This is a genomic window from Acidovorax sp. GW823-FHT01C06 (assembly GCF_058798375.1).
Genome location: NZ_JBXAKN010000009.1, coordinates 51,176 through 65,859 on the forward strand (window position 1 = coordinate 51,176; position 14,684 = coordinate 65,859).

The window sequence follows — 14,684 nt, forward strand, 5'->3', positions numbered from 1 at the left end:
GCGGCGTGTCGCCGGGGCGCACACACGCACAAGCGCTACGCGTGTTCGAAGTGGAAGACCGCCGTGCCCGCGCGCGCATTCGGCAGCCAGCGCACCTCCTGCCCATCCTGCAGGCCGAAGGCATCCAGGATGCGCAGGCTGTTCTTGGTGGCCAGCACCTCGAAGTCCTTGTAGGTGCCCACGCGGATGTTGGGCGTGTCGTACCACTGGTAGGGCAGGCGCCGCGTGACGGGCATGCGACCGCGCAGGATGGACAGGCGGTTGGGCCAGTGCGCGAAGTTGGGGAAGGCCACCACGCCCGTGCGGCCCACGCGCGCGGTCTCGCGCAGCATGGTTTCTGCATTGCGCAGGTGCTGCAGCGTGTCGATCTGCAGCACCACGTCGAACGAGTTGTCGCCGAACATGGCCAGGCCCTCGTCGAGGTTGAGCTGGATCACATCGACGCCGCGCTGCACGCAGGCGAGCACGTTGGCGTCGTCGATCTCCACGCCGTAGCCGCTGCAGCCGCGCTCGCGCTGCAGGTAGTCGAGCATGGCACCGTTGCCGCAGCCCAGGTCGAGCACGCGCGAGCCGGGGGGCACCAGGCGTGCCAGGGCTTGCATCGCCGCTTTTTCGGTCATGGCTGCAGCTCCTTTGCAATGCTATCGAAGTAAGAGCGCATCACGCCCATGTAGCGGGCGTCATCGAGCAAAAATGCATCATGCCCGTGGGGCGCGTCGATCTCGGCGTAGCTCACGCTGCGGCGGTTGTCGAGCAGCGCCTTGACGATCTCGCGGCTGCGCTTAGGTGAAAAGCGCCAGTCGGTGGTGAAGCTCACCAGCAGGAACCGCGCCGTGGCCCGCGCCAGCGCCCGCGTGAGGTTGCCGCCCTGGGTGCGCGCGGGGTCGAAGTAGTCCAGCGCGCGCGTGATCAGCAGGTAGGTGTTGGCATCGAAGTAGTCGCTGAACTTGTCGCCCTGGTAGCGCAGGTAGCTCTCGATCTGGAATTCGATGTCCTGCGTGCTGTACTTGAGTTCCAGGCCCTCGCGCAGCTGCCGCCCGAACTTCTCGTTCATCACGTCGTCGCTCAGGTACGTGATGTGGCCGATCATGCGGGCGATGCGCAGGCCACGCTTGGGGATCACGCCGTGCCGGTAGAAGTGGCCGCCGTGGAAGTCCGGGTCGGTCACGATGGCGCGGCGGGCCACCTCGTTGAAGGCGATGTTCTCGGCCGTGAGGTTGGGCGCGCTGGCCACCACCACCGCGTGGCGCATGCGCTCGGGGTACTGCAGTGTCCAGGAGAGCGCCTGCATGCCGCCCAGGCTGCCGCCCAGCACGGCGGCGAGCTGCTGGATGCCCAGGCGGTCGAGCAGGCGGGCCTGGGCGTTGACCCAGTCCTCCACCGTGACCACCGGGAAATCCGCGCCGTAGACCTCGCCCGTGTCGGGGTGGTTGTGCATGGGGCCGGTGGAGCCGAAGCACGAGCCCAGGTTGTTCACGCCGATGACGAAGAAGCGGTCGGTGTCCACCGGCTTGCCCGGGCCGATCATGTTGTCCCACCAGCCTTCGCTCTTGTCCTGCCCCGCGTAGACGCCGGCCACGTGGTGCGAGGCGTTGAGCGCGTGGCACACGAGCACGGCATTGGAGCGGTCGGCGTTGAGCCTGCCGTAGGTCTCGTAGGCCAGGTGGTAGTCGCGGATGGACGCACCGCTTTGCAGCGGCAGCACCTCCGCAAAGTGCATGGTCTGAGGTGTTGCGATGAACGACATAGTTGGAACTGGTGAGCCCTCATGTTCCACCGCTTGCGCGCGCCGCTGCTCCACAAACAAGGAAGCCGCCCTGGCCTGGAGCGCCGCCCCAGGACAAAAAAACCCGGCGTCGCTAAAAACGAGGCCGGGTACATAGGTCGGACGAGTCTTTAGCAGGATTTATAAAGCGCCCGCAAGCTGTGGCAAATCGGCGCGTCTGGCAAATATACCAAAAGCGCCTGCGGATGGCTCCTGCTTTTCGCAGCCTCCCTCAGCCGACCGGCGTGAAGATGGCCAGCAGCCCCAGCACCAGGAAGATCACGGCAGACACGATGTGCACCGCGCGGATCGGCACCCGGCGGGTGATGCGCTCGCCCAGCCACACCACGGGCGCGTTGGCGATCATCATGCCCAGCGTGGTGCCTGCCACCACCCACAGGTAGGCGTTGTACTGCGCGGCCAGCATGACGGTGGCGATCTGCGTCTTGTCGCCCATCTCGGCCAGGAAGAACGCGATCAGCGTGGTGCCGAACACCCCCCAGCGCGGCGAGCCGTCGGCCTCGCCTTCGTCAAGCTTGTCGGGGATCAGCATCCAGATGGCCATCGCGATGAACGATGCCCCCAGGATCCAGCGCAGGATCTGCGGCCCCACGAACGTCGTCACCCACGAGCCCACTGCGCCGGCCAGGCCATGGTTGACCAGCGTGGCCACCAGGATACCGAGGACGATGGGCCAGGGTTTGCGAAAGCGTGCGGCGAGCACGAGCGCCAGAAGCTGCGTCTTGTCGCCCATTTCGGCGAGCGCGACGATGGCGGTGGAGATGAAAAACGGTTCCATGTGGGGGTCCTGTCCGGCCGGATGTTGTTCGAAACGCATTGACTGCACCCCGACTCCGGCCATTTGGATCGGCATGCAGTCAATGGTCTCGCCCAGCTAGAAAACCGCATACGCCATAGGTCCACCGGACCCAAGTTTGTTGACGCATGCCCCCGGCGCATTGCGCACCGGGCGGGCTACTCCCCAAAGACCCGCGTATTTTACCCTGCGCCAGCCTGGCGGGGGTGCCCCGGCCGTGACCGCCTGTCTTTTTTCCTCGGGAAAACCCTTCCGCGCACGCGTGAAAACCCCTGATTTGTGCACGACGGGCGGCTTTCCCCAGAAATAAAACCCCACGCGCCACATAAAGTGATTAATAATGGGTTCGCTTTTCTGCTTGCAGGAGAGCAGTTAGCTTAGCGGTGAATGGTCAGTTTCGCGTCTTTGAAGTCGTCACAGGTTTGTTGATTGCGTCGGGCTCCATCGCGTTTTCATGTTTTTTCAGGAGTCCTTCATGGGCAACAAACTTTACGTGGGCAACCTGCCCTACTCTTTCCGCGACGAAGATCTGCAGCAGACCTTCAGCCAGTACGGCTCGGTTGGCAGCGCCAAGGTCATGATGGAGCGCGACACCGGCCGCTCCAAGGGTTTCGGCTTTGTCGAAATGGGCAGCGATGCAGAAGCCCAAGCCGCCATCCAAGGCGTGCATGGCCAAAACTTCGGCGGCCGTGACCTCGTGGTCAATGAAGCCCGCCCCATGGAGCCCCGTGCTCCCCGTAGCGGCGGCTTCGGCGGCGGCAACGGTGGTGGCGGCGGCTACGGCGGTGGTGGTGGCGGCGGTTATGGCGGTGGCCGTAGCGGCGGCGGCGGTGGTGGTGGTTACGGCGGTGGCCGTAGCAGCTACTAAAAAAGACCTCATCGGCAGACCTCGCGGCCTGCCGAAGGCAAGACAAAGGAGCCCCAGGGCTCCTTTTTTCATGGCCGCGCGGTATCGCCACCACAGTCGGCATCACCGCTTGCTTTTTCGGCAAAAGTGTGGCGCATAATGGGTTGGCGGGTGCAACCCGTTTCCAAGTTTGCGGTGATCCGTCAGTTTCGCGCTGAGAGCGTCATTGAGATTAGCTGGCTGCGTTTTCGGGACTCCATCGCTTTATCCATGTGTTTTTGAGGAGTCCCTCGATGGGCAACAAACTGTACGTCGGCAACCTGCCGTACTCGGTGCGCGACAGCGATCTGGAACAGGCCTTCGGCCAATTCGGCGCAGTGACCAGCGCCAAGGTCATGATGGAGCGCGACACGGGTCGATCCAAGGGCTTTGGCTTCGTGGAAATGGGCAGCGACGCAGAAGCCCAGGCCGCGATCAACGGCATGAATGGCCAGCCCCTGGGCGGCCGCAGCATCGTCGTGAATGAAGCACGCCCCATGGAGCCCCGCCCACCCCGCAGCGGTGGATTTGGCGGCGGTGGCGGCGGCTACGGCGGCGGTGGTGGCCGCAGCGGTGGTGGTGGCGGCTACGGCGGTGGCCGTGAAGGCGGTGGTGGCTATGGCGGCGGCCGCGAGGGTGGTGGCGGCGGTGGTTACAGCGGTGGCGGCCGCAGCGAAGGTGGATTCCGCAGCCCCTACGGCTCCGGTTCCCGCAACGGCGGCGGTGGCGGTGGTGGCCGCAACGGCGGCGGTGGCGGCTATGGCGGTGGCGGCGGCAGCAGCTACTGAAGAAGCACCCTGCCGTGGAGTTTTCCTGGCAAGGCCAAAGCCCCTTCGGGGGCTTTTTTCATGGGCGGCGCCCCGGGGCGGGGTCGGCGCGCTATGTCTGCTCGTCCTGGCGCCGCTTGCGGGGGCGGCCTGACAGCAGCTTGTCGAAAAGCGCGTTCGGCAGGAGCCGCAGCACCTTGGCGACCACCCCCATCTGCCACGGGATGACCCGGTAGCTCACGCCCTGGGTGATGGCCCGGTAGGCATGGTCCGCGAAATCACCGGCCTGCATCAGAAACGGCATGCTGTAGCGGTTCTGGCGCGTGAGCGGCGTGTCGATGTAGCCCGGCGAAATGGTGACCACGCGCACGCCGTGCGGGCGCATTTCCCCGCGCAGGCTTTCGCAATAGCTGATGACGGCGGCCTTGCTGGCGCAGTAGGCGCCGTGGCCGGGCAGGCCCCGGATGCCCGCCACGCTGCCGATGCCCACCAGCGTGCCGCTGCCCCGCTGCGCCATGGCATCGACAAAGGGGTGGAACGTGGCCGCCACGCCGATGTTGTTGGTGGCAAAGGTGCGCGCCATCACTTCGAGGTCATCACGCACGGCCGTGTCCATGCCCACGCTGATGCCGGCATTGGCGATGACCACGTCCGGTACTCCCTGGCGCGCGACACAGTCGCGGCCCGCCGCAACGATGCTGTCGGTGACCGCCACGTCTGCGCTATAAATTTCGTAGCTATCCGCGCTTATCCCTTGTGCGTCAGCCCATGTTTTCACCTCGGATGTCCGGCGCGCCGCCAGCGCCAGGCGGTAGCCCGAGCGATGGAAACGCAGGGCCAGCGCCTGCCCGATGCCGCTGGACGCTCCGGTGATGAAGACAAGGGGAGTGGTCATGGGGGGCTCCGGGCAGGGACAGGGGTGGGCTCGGCGGCTAGGGCTTGGCCGTGCCGGGCTGGAGCACGCCGCGCACGCGCCCGCGCAGTTGCAGCACCTGGTCGAGGTTGTCGTAGTCCATGCCGTCGGCGGTGAAGCGATCGTTGCCGCGCGTGAGGGTGACGGGCTTGTCCGAACGCACACGCTCCGTGCTGGTATAGGCGTGCAGGAATTCGCTGCGGAACTCGAGCCGCGGCTGCGCCGGCGTCCCCGGCCTGGCGGCCAGGGGCTCGCGCGTGACGATGGCGTTGCCGAACAGCTGGACCTCCGAACCATCGGCGTTGGTCAGGGCGCGGTCCGCCGTGGCCACGGTGAGGCGCCCGGCGGGCGTGACCGAGCGCATGCGCGCCTTGTCGATCTCCAGCGTGTCGGTGTCGGGGTAGTGCCGCGCCTCCGCGCCCTGCACTTCGCTCTGCAGCCGCCCCGCGGCATCAAAGCTCTTCACCGAGAAGGATTTCATGAAGTAGTCTGGCTGGTGCCCCTGCTGGCGTTCGGCGGCGGGCAGCAGGGGCATGGGCGCGTTGCGCACCAGCCACCAGGTGCCCAGCGCCAGCAGGCCCATGAGCACGACGGGCAGGTACAGCGAGAACTGGTCCCAGCCCTGGCGGATCACGTTGCGCGTCATGGGGCCGCCTCCGGGCCGGGCGCGCCAGCCTGGCCCGTGGTCCATGGGTGCGGGGCGGGCCGGGTCATGCGGTGTATTCCGCCAGCAGCGCGGCGTAGCGGCCCGTGGCCACCAGCAGCAGGTCGCACAGCTCCCGCGCGGCGCCGTCGCCTCCCCGGGCCTGGGTCACGAAATGGGCCGCCTGGCGCACTTCGGCCTGGGCATTGGCCGGCGCGCACGCAAAGGCGCTGCGGCGCATGACGGGCAGGTCGGGCCAGTCGTCCCCCATCGCGGCGGCGTCGGACCAGCCCAGCCCCAGGGTGGCCAGGATCTGTTCGGCGGCCGGGCGTTTGTCCTCGGTGCCGAAGACGGCGTGTTCCACGCCCAGGGCCTTCAGGCGCACGCGCAGGGGCAGGGAGTCGCGCCCCGTGATCACCACGGGGGTGATGCCCGCCTTTTGCAGCAGCTTGAGCCCGTGCCCATCCAGGGTGTTGAAGCGCTTGAGGGTCTCGCCCGATTCGCTGATGTACAGGCCGCCGTCGGTCAGCACGCCGTCGACATCGAAGAAGGCGACGCGCACGCCCTGGGCCCGCAGCAGCAGCTCGGGATCGATCTGCAGCGCGGGCGCGGCATCGGGCAGGAAGGAGGAGGAGGAAGAGGGGCCCGCCACCATCAGATCACCTTGGCGCGCATGAGGTCGCCGATGTGCACGACCCCGGTGAGCACGCCCGCGGCATCCACCACCAGCACGCTGGTGATGGCATGGGCCTCCATCATTTCCGCGGCATCCACCGCCAGCGCATCCGGCGCGATGCGGCGCGGGCTGGGGTGCATCACCTGCTCGGCCGTGGCGGTGCGCAGATCGGCCCCCGCCTCGATGCGGCGGCGCAGGTCGCCGTCGGTGAAGATGCCCAGCACCTGCCCGGCCGCGTCCACGATGGCCGAGGCGCCCAGCCCCTTGGCGCTCATCTCGCGCATGAGGTCGCTGAAGGCGGCGCCGGGCGCCACTTTCGGGATTTCCGCCCCTGTCCGCATGACGTCGCTCACATGGGTGAGCAGCTTGCGCCCCAGCGCACCGCCAGGGTGCGAACGGGCAAAGTCTTCGGGGCGGAAGCCCCGGGCATCGAGCAGCGCCACGGCCAGGGCGTCGCCCATGGCCAGCTGGGCGGTGGTGCTGGCGGTGGGGGCGAGCTGCAACGGGCAGGCTTCTCGTTCCACGCCGCTGTCGAGCACGATGTCCGCATGTTTGGCCAGGGTGGATTGTGGCCGCCCTGTCATCGCAATCAACATGGCTCCCAGGCGTTTGATCACGGGCAGCAGGGTGGTGACTTCATCCACCTCCCCGCTATTGGAGAGCGCCAGCACGATGTCGATGGACTTGATCATGCCAAGGTCGCCGTGACTGGCTTCGGCCGGGTGCACGAACATGGCGGGTGTCCCGGTGGAGGCGAGCGTGGCGGCAATCTTGCGCCCGACATGCCCACTCTTGCCGATGCCCATCACCACCACCCGCCCGCGCACAGTGAGGATCGCCTGCACGGCCTGCGTGAACGACGCGCCAACACGGGTCTTCAGCCCCAGGACGGCCGCAGCCTCGATGTCAAAAGTCTCACGTGCCAGACGCAGGGCCTGATCAGCATCAAAGGGGGGCAGTGCGGCAGGTGCGGGAGTCATCCCGGGATTCTATCGACCGGGCAGGCCCTGGGCGGGCCCTGGATTTATTGTCCCCCTCTGGCACGCCCCGTGCTTCGGACAAGAAGATCGTGAACAGGCTGCTGGCCTCGGATAGCATCGAACCATGTCCTCTCTCGCCCTCACCTTGCTCTACCTGCTGGCCGCGGTGCTGGGCGTGGTGGCCTGCCGCAGCCTCAAGCTGCCCCCCATGCTGGGCTACCTGGCGGCGGGCGTGCTGATCGGGCCGCATGCGCTGGCGCTGGCGCAGAACTCGGAAGGGGTGCGCCACCTGGGCGAATTCGGCGTGGTGTTCCTGATGTTCGCCATCGGGCTGGAGTTCAGCCTGCCCAAGCTGCGCGCCATGCGCCGCCAGGTGTTCGGCCTGGGCCTGATGCAGGTGGTGCTGACGATGGCCGTGGTGTCGGGCGCGGCGCTGCTGCTGGCGCGCGTGGCGGGCGGCGTCTGGGAGATGGGCTGGCAGACCGCGCTGGCGCTCTCGGGCGTGATGGCCATGAGCAGCACGGCCATCGTGGTCAAGCTCATGGCCGAACGGGCGGAGCTGGAAAGCGAGCACGGCCGCAGGGTGATGGGCATCCTGCTCTTCCAGGACCTGGCCGTGGTGCCGCTGCTGGTGCTGATTCCCGCGCTGAGCTCGTCCCCGGACCAGCTCCTGACCGCGCTGGCGTGGGCCCTGGTCAAGGCCACGGTGCTGGTGGGCATCCTGCTCACGGGCGGGCAGCGGCTGATGCGCTGGTGGCTGACCCTGGTGGCGCGGCGCAAGAGCGACGAGCTGTTCATGCTCAACCTGCTGCTGATCACCCTGGGCCTGGCCTGGCTCACGGAGCTGGCGGGGCTGAGCCTGGCCCTCGGGGCCTTCATCGCGGGCGTGCTGGTGTCGGAAACCGAGTACCGCCACCAGGTGGGCACGGACATCCGGCCTTTCCACGACGTGCTGCTCGGCCTGTTCTTCATCACCATCGGCATGATGCTGGACTGGCACATCCTGGTGGACCGCTGGGCCCTGGTGCTGGCGCTGCTCACGGTGCCCCTGCTCCTCAAGCTGGTGATCATCCTGGTGCTCGCGCGGGGCATGGGCGCCACGACCGGCGTGGCCCTGCGCACCGGGCTGTACCTGGCCCAGGCGGGCGAATTCGGCTTCGTGCTGCTGTCGCTCACGCAGGCCAACGGGCTGGTGCAGCCGGCGCTGATGAACCCCATCCTGGCGGCCATGGTGCTGTCGATGCTGGCCACGCCGTTCCTCATCATGTACAGCAACCGCATCGTGATGAAGCTGGTGGCCAGCGACTGGCTGCAGCAGTCGCTGCAGATGACGTCCATCGCGCGCAAGTCCATCAACAGCAGCAAGCACGTGATCATTTGCGGCTACGGCCGCTGCGGACAGAACCTGGCGCGCATGCTGGAGCATGAGGGCATCCCCTACATGGCGCTCGACCTGGACCCGGACCGCGTGCGGCAAGCCGCCGCCGCCGGTGATTCGGTGGTGTACGGCGACGCCACCCGCCTGCAGGCGCTGATGGCCGCGGGCCTGGTGCGCGCGAGTGCCGTGGCCATCACCTACATCGACGTGCCCGCCGCGCTGAAGGTGCTGGCCAACGCGCGCTCCCACGCGCCGCAGGTGCCGGTGGTGGTGCGCACGCAGGACGATCTCTACCTGGACAAGCTGCAGGCCGCCGGCGCCACCGAGGTGGTGCCCGAGGCCATCGAGGGCTCGCTGATGCTGGCCAGCCATGCGCTGGCGCTGGTGGGCGTGCCCATGCGCCGCGTGCTGCGCCTGGTGCAGGACCAGCGCGACGCGCGCTACAACCTGCTGCGCGGCTACTTCCACGGCGCGGACGACGACACCGTCAATGAGCGCGACCAGGAACGCCTGTCCACCGTGAACCTGCCCCCCGGCTCCACCGCGCTGGGCAAGAGCCTGGGCCAGCTCGCGCTGTCGGCCATGGGGGTGCGGGTGGTGAACCTGCGCCGCGGCAGCGGCCACATGAGCTCGGCGGTGGACGATGCGCTGCTGGCGGCGGGCGACACGCTGGTGCTCTCGGGTCACCCGGCGGCGCTGATGCTGGCCGAGGACAAGCTGCTGCGCGGGTAGCAGGGTACATCCCCCTGAGGCACTGCGTGCCTTCCCCCTTCTCTCTACGCGCTACGCGCTCCGGGAAGGGGGACGATGCCCTCGCTGCGGGGCGGCCCTTGCCTGGCATCTCTCGCGCGATGCGTGCCAGTGGCTGAGGCTGACGCCAAAATTTGAATTAAATATGGCTCTGGCGCTTATCCATCAAGCGCCAATAGCTATATATTTAATAGCAAACTACAAAAGCTCGGCGGGCCCGGGCCTCCCGAACAGGTAGCCCTGGAAGCGCTTACAGCCGTTGCGCAGCAGGAAGTCGCGCTGCCCCTCGGTCTCCACCCCTTCGGCCACCACGTCCAGCCCGAGGCTGTGGGCCAGCGCGATGATGGTGCAGGCGATGGTGGCATCGTTGGGGTCGGTGAGCACGTCGCGCACAAAGCTCTGGTCGATCTTGAGCTGGTCCAGCGGCAGGCGCTTGAGGTAGGAGAGCGACGAGTAGCCCGTGCCGAAATCGTCCAGCGAGAACCCCACGCCCTGGGTGCGCAGCGCCTGCATCTTGTAGATGCTCTCCTCCACGTCCTGCAGCAGCAGGCTTTCCGTGAGCTCCAGCTTGAGGCGCGCGGGGTCGGCCCCGCAGTCGCGCAGCACGCTGAGGACTTCCTCCGCGAAGTCGGGCTGCCGGAACTCCTGCGCGCTCACATTCACGGCCACGCTCCAGCCCGCGGTCCCGGACGCCGCGGTCCACCGCGCCAGCTGGCGGCACGCCATGGCCAGCACCTGGCGCCCCAGGGGCAGGATGAGGCCGGTCTGCTCCGCCAGGGGGATGAAGTCCCCGGGCGGCACCATGCCGCGCAGCGGATGGTTCCAGCGCACCAGCGCCTCGGCGCCCAGCACCCGGCCCGTCTCGTCCACCACCGGCTGGTAGTGCAGCAGGAACTCGTTGCGCGCGAGCCCCTGCCGCAGATCGCCCTCCAGCGCCGACCGCGCGGAGGCCGCCGCCTGCATGGCCGGATCAAAGAAGCACAGCGTGTTGCGGCCCTGCGCCTTGGCCTGGTACATGGCCAGATCGGCGCGCTTGAGCAGCTCCTGCACGGGCAGCTGCACATCGCGGAACAGGGCAATGCCAATGCTGGGCGTGCTGTGCACTTCGCTGCCGTGCACCACATAGGGCTGGTTCAGCGCGGCCAGCACCTTCTGGGCCACGGCTTCCGCTTCGGCCGCGGCCGCCTGCGTCTCGGCATCCAGGCCCTGGACCACCACCACGAACTCGTCGCCCCCCAGGCGCGCCACGGTGTCCGTGGCCCGCACGCTGGCGCTGACGCGGCCGCCCACCTGCACCAGCAGCCGGTCGCCCCACTCGTGGCCCATGGTGTCGTTGACGCCCTTGAAGTTGTCCAGATCCAGGAACAGCAAGGCCCCATGGCTGCCCTCGCGGGCGCACATGTTCACCGCGCGCTCCAGCCGGTCCATCAGCAGCCGCCGGTTGGGCAGGCCCGTGAGCTCGTCGTAGAACGCCAGGCGCTGGATCTCCGCCTCGGCCAGCTTGCGCTCGGTGATGTCGCGGGCCACGCCGCGGTAGCCCGTGAACTGGCCCTCTTCATCGAAGATGGGCTCGCCGCTGATCGATACCCAGACGGGTTTTCCGTCTTCGGTCAGGCGCTGCATCTCGAAGTCGTGAAAGACCTCGTGCGCCTCCAGCTGCCTGCGGTGCTCGCGCCACTGGCCATCGCCCACGAAGGTGTTGGGCAGCTCCCAGCGCGTGAGGCCGTAGTGCATCTCGTTGGGCACGCCGGCCTCGTGGTAAGGGTTGCCGTCCAGCCGCACGAAGCGGAACTGCGCGTCCTGCTCCCAGTACCAGTCGGAGGACAGGTGCGTGAGGCTGCGCCAGCGGGACTCGCTCAGGCGCAGGGCTTCCAGGGTGCTCAGGTAGTCGGTGACGTCCGTGAACGTGCGCACGCGGCCGCCCTGCTCCAGGGCGCGCGTGCGCACCTCGATGTAGCGGCCGCCGCGGGTGCGCCGCACGTAGGCGTCGGGCATGGTGAGCCGGCCACCGTGGGAGGAATACTCGGACGCCACGTAGTTGCGCGCCGCGGGCTCTATGAGCTGGAATTCCGCGCCGAAATCCCCCCGCTCGGTCTGGAAACGCACCACTTCCTCGACCTTGGGCTGCGTGGCCAGCAGTGCTTCCGGCAGATCCAGCAGCTCCAGATAGCGCCGGTTGTAGACGCGGATCCGCCCTTCGGCATCCACGTTGGTGATGCCCTGCGACACGCTGGCGAGCGTGCCTTCCAGGGCTCGTGTCTTGTCGGCCAGGAGGGCGCTGGTGCGTTCGAGCTCCGCCTCGACCGCGCTGCGCGCCAGCTCGGCGCGGCGGGCCATCTCCAGCTGGCCCACCGTGTTCAGCAGGGGCTGGAGGAACTGCACGTCCGACGCCGAATAGCCCTCGGGCCGGTTTGCCAGGCCGACCATGGCCACCAGTTCCCCCGCCGCGTGGATGGGAAGCCCCAGGTAGGTGCGCAGCGGCGGGTGGCCCCGGGGCGTGCCCACGCCGCGCGTGTCGTGGCTGGCGTCGTTGGAGAGCACCGGCTCGCCGGACACCAGCGCCGCCCCGACCAGGGAGTGCAGGTTGTCGAACACCATGCCTTCCTCGGAATGCTGGGCATAGCGGGCCCTGGAGGCCTCGTCCCAGCTGATGTCGGTCATGGCGTGCACGCGCAGGTAGGGGTGCCCATCCTCGGCGCGCTGCACCTGGCCCACGAGGCCGAAGGCGCTCTGCGTGAGCGACATCAGCTCCTTGAGCAGCGCCTCGAAGGCGGCCCGGGGTCCCGAACTGGCGATGAACATCGCCTGGGCGAGGGAGATGGCCTGCAGCAAGCGGTGCTGGCGGGCCAGCATGGCCTCGGCCGCCAGCCGCGCGCGGGCGCTGGAATTGCGCTCGAGCACCGAGTCGATCTGCGCGGGCAGCGTCAGCAGATAGTCCAGCGCGGGGTCCTGCACCGCGAAGTCGTCGAAGCCATGGCGCATGGCCTGGGCCGCATGGGTTTCCGCCCCCATGCGCACGACGATCATGGCCGGCACGCCGTCGAGCAGCCGCAGCAGGTCGAAGGCCGAGCCATCGACCGTGCGCTGCGCCGCCAATACGATGTCCGGCCTGCTGTGCCCCAGATGTTCCCGCGCATCCGCCAGCGACGCGGCCACGTCCACCCGCCAGCCGGACCACGGGTCCGCGAGCGCGTCGACCACCGCCTGTGCATGGTGGTGATCGCTTTCGATCAGCAGGATGGAGATGGGCATGGCCGATCTGCGGTGTGAAGGGGTGTTCCAGCGTGGCGGTACAGCGGATGTAACAGCGCTGAAACATTATGAGGGTTCGCGGCGCAGGGCGCGGTCCCGATCAACCCTGCTGGATACACTTGCCACGCCTTTCGCCTTCGGGCGCCCCGCGCAATCCTTCATTTCCCCCCGCAGCCATGCAGCCACTCAGCGTCAACGAATACCTCCGCCAACACATCCGCACCGTGCCCGACTGGCCGGCGCCCGGTGTGCAGTTCCGGGACATCACCCCGCTGCTGCAGGACCCCAAGGTGTTCCGGGTGCTGATCGATGCCTTCGTGCACCGCTACATGGACAAGGCGCTGCGCCCGGATGTGGTCGCCGGGCTGGATGCGCGCGGATTCATCCTGGGCGCCGTGGTGGCCTATGAACTGAACGTGGGCTTCGTGCCCATCCGCAAGAAGGGCAAGCTGCCCTTCACCACGGTCGAGGAAACCTACGAGCTCGAATACGGCAGCGCCACCGTGGAGCTGCACACCGACGCCGTGAAGGCCGGGGACCGCGTGCTGCTCATCGATGACCTCATCGCCACGGGCGGCACGATGATGGCGGGCAGAAAACTGCTGGAGAAGCTGGGCGCCACGGTGACCGAGGGCGCCGCCATCGTGGACCTGCCGGAACTGGGCGGTTCACGGCGCCTGCGCGAGTCCGGGCTGCCGCTGTACACGCTGGTGGACTTCGAGGGCCATTGAGGCGGAGGCGGCAACGCCCGCGCCGCCCTGCGCCACGGCACCACCTTCGGCCCCCCCCTTTCGACGACCCGGGGGAATGCAGGACCTTCGGGTCCCGCCCCGGGGGTGTTCAGTTCAGCTCGCCGTACTGGGTGCTGCTCAGGTCGGGTGCGGGGCTGTCGGCACCCGGCATTTCCGTGTCTTCAAAGCCCGTGGGCTGGGCAGGGGGCAGCAGTGGCCCCGAGCGCACCGGCACGCCGGGCTTGGCGGCCGCGGCGGGCACGGCCACGGCGGAAGCCCCGGCCGCCGTGGCCAGGGCGCGTTTGAACGCCGCCACTTCGTCCGCCTCGATGGGCTCGTAGCGCGGGGCGGGGCGGGGCGCCGCGGCCGGCGCGGCCGCCGCAACGACCGGTGGCGGCACCAGCGGAGCCGCCGCCGCAGGGCGCAGTGCTGCGGCCGCCGGGGCCGCGGCGGCGCCAGCCGGAGGCACGACAGGCGCCGCCGGGCGCACCGGCGCAGCCCCCACGGGGGCGGGTGCCGCCGCAGCCGGCAACGGCCGCCGGGCCAGGGGGGGCGCCGCCTGCAGGGACGCGCCCTGGGGCGCCACGCCCTTCTGGGGAATCCCCACCGCCACATGGTCGTTGATGCGCCAGTAGACGGCCGTCACCAGGATGTCGTAGCGGGTCTTGGCGGTCTGTGCGATCAGCGCCTCGATCTCGGACAGGCGCACGGTCTCGCCGCCGTATTCGCGGGCCAGGTCCATCATCACCAGGAACTGGCGGCCGCGCTGGTCCAGCGAGAGCACCTTGAACTTGTAGCTGGCCGACAGCACGCCGGCACGCACCATCGCATCGCGCACCACGGTGTAGAGCAGCTCGCGGCGCTCCATGCGCTCGTTCTTGCGGTTGGCGGCGTGTTCGGGCGGTAGCGGCTCCACCAGGGGCTTGCCCTGTCGGCCTGGCGAGAGTGGCACCGTGGCATCGGCATTCAGCAAGCCCGACGGTTCGGCCATGGACCGGGGCTTGGGGGGGGCGGGTTTGCGGCTAAACCAACTGAACAGGGACATGGCTTGCTTTCTACGGGACGGCGCCAGAAAAATCCAAATCGAGTGTAACTTGCTGTACACCCGTTCGCGCCCCACGAAAGC

Annotated in this window: 13 protein-coding genes and 1 riboswitch; of the genes, 4 read left to right on the forward strand and 9 right to left on the reverse strand. The window is 68.3% G+C overall.

All coding sequences use genetic code 11. The features are described 5' to 3' along the window. Positions 1-35 precede the first annotated feature (35 nt). The 3 genes from metW to AC1RCS_RS18010 form a co-directional block, all read right to left on the reverse strand. Positions 36-620, reverse strand: a complete 585-nt coding sequence (gene metW, locus AC1RCS_RS18000; RefSeq protein WP_492246444.1) for a methionine biosynthesis protein MetW — start codon at positions 618-620, stop codon at positions 36-38. After that, positions 617-1,747: a homoserine O-succinyltransferase MetX gene (gene metX / locus AC1RCS_RS18005; protein ID WP_492246445.1), complete on the reverse strand. Its 1,131-nt coding sequence runs from the start codon at positions 1,745-1,747 to the stop codon at positions 617-619. The genes metW and metX overlap by 4 nt, the downstream gene beginning before the upstream one ends. Before the next feature lie 250 nt (positions 1,748-1,997). Next, complete coding sequence (locus AC1RCS_RS18010) at positions 1,998-2,564, reverse strand: TMEM165/GDT1 family protein (protein WP_218297022.1); 567 nt, start codon at positions 2,562-2,564, stop codon at positions 1,998-2,000. A 23-nt stretch (positions 2,565-2,587) separates the two neighbouring features. Then, positions 2,588-2,761, reverse strand: a riboswitch (yybP-ykoY riboswitch). 296 nt (positions 2,762-3,057) lie between these two features. Here AC1RCS_RS18010 and rbp (AC1RCS_RS18015) point away from each other — a divergent pair. Beyond that, positions 3,058-3,450, forward strand: a complete 393-nt coding sequence (gene rbp, locus AC1RCS_RS18015; protein ID WP_218297021.1) for an RNA-binding regulator — start codon at positions 3,058-3,060, stop codon at positions 3,448-3,450. 272 nt (positions 3,451-3,722) lie between these two features. Next, positions 3,723-4,256 carry an RNA-binding regulator gene (gene rbp / locus AC1RCS_RS18020; protein ID WP_492246446.1) on the forward strand — a complete coding sequence of 178 codons (534 nt, stop codon included), beginning with the start codon at positions 3,723-3,725 and terminating at the stop codon, positions 4,254-4,256. 91 nt (positions 4,257-4,347) lie between these two features. Here the strand turns inward: rbp (AC1RCS_RS18020) and AC1RCS_RS18025 are convergent, their stop codons facing one another. From AC1RCS_RS18025 to AC1RCS_RS18040, 4 genes are all read right to left on the reverse strand, one after another. After that, positions 4,348-5,130: an SDR family oxidoreductase gene (locus AC1RCS_RS18025; RefSeq protein ID WP_218339359.1), complete on the reverse strand. Its 783-nt coding sequence runs from the start codon at positions 5,128-5,130 to the stop codon at positions 4,348-4,350. Positions 5,131-5,167: 37 nt separating this feature from the next. Next, entirely contained in the window at positions 5,168-5,794 is a 627-nt protein-coding gene (gene lptC, locus AC1RCS_RS18030) for an LPS export ABC transporter periplasmic protein LptC (RefSeq protein WP_218297018.1), read from the reverse strand. A gap of 64 nt (positions 5,795-5,858) precedes the next feature. Beyond that, the gene (locus tag AC1RCS_RS18035; protein ID WP_255590959.1) at positions 5,859-6,446 is read right to left on the reverse strand and encodes a KdsC family phosphatase; all 588 of its coding nucleotides are present in this window, start codon (positions 6,444-6,446) and stop codon (positions 5,859-5,861) included. Then, entirely contained in the window at positions 6,446-7,447 is a 1,002-nt protein-coding gene (locus AC1RCS_RS18040; RefSeq protein WP_218297017.1) for a KpsF/GutQ family sugar-phosphate isomerase, read from the reverse strand. Before AC1RCS_RS18040 ends, AC1RCS_RS18035 begins: the two co-directional genes overlap by 1 nt. A gap of 124 nt (positions 7,448-7,571) precedes the next feature. Here AC1RCS_RS18040 and AC1RCS_RS18045 point away from each other — a divergent pair, with 124 nt between their 5' ends. After that, positions 7,572-9,557 carry a monovalent cation:proton antiporter family protein gene (locus tag AC1RCS_RS18045; protein ID WP_218297016.1) on the forward strand — a complete coding sequence of 662 codons (1,986 nt, stop codon included), beginning with the start codon at positions 7,572-7,574 and terminating at the stop codon, positions 9,555-9,557. Between the two features lie 216 nt (positions 9,558-9,773). On the opposite strand, the gene AC1RCS_RS18050 is transcribed toward AC1RCS_RS18045, so the two are convergent. Next, positions 9,774-12,827, reverse strand: a complete 3,054-nt coding sequence (locus AC1RCS_RS18050; protein WP_492246447.1) for a bifunctional diguanylate cyclase/phosphodiesterase — start codon at positions 12,825-12,827, stop codon at positions 9,774-9,776. A gap of 176 nt (positions 12,828-13,003) precedes the next feature. On the opposite strand from AC1RCS_RS18050, the gene AC1RCS_RS18055 reads away from it, so the two are divergent. Beyond that, the gene (locus AC1RCS_RS18055; protein ID WP_218297014.1) at positions 13,004-13,558 is read left to right on the forward strand and encodes an adenine phosphoribosyltransferase; all 555 of its coding nucleotides are present in this window, start codon (positions 13,004-13,006) and stop codon (positions 13,556-13,558) included. Positions 13,559-13,667: 109 nt separating this feature from the next. Here AC1RCS_RS18055 and AC1RCS_RS18060 read toward each other — a convergent pair whose 3' ends face one another. Next, positions 13,668-14,603 carry a hypothetical protein gene (locus tag AC1RCS_RS18060; protein WP_492254234.1) on the reverse strand — a complete coding sequence of 312 codons (936 nt, stop codon included), beginning with the start codon at positions 14,601-14,603 and terminating at the stop codon, positions 13,668-13,670. Positions 14,604-14,684: the final 81 nt, after the last annotated feature.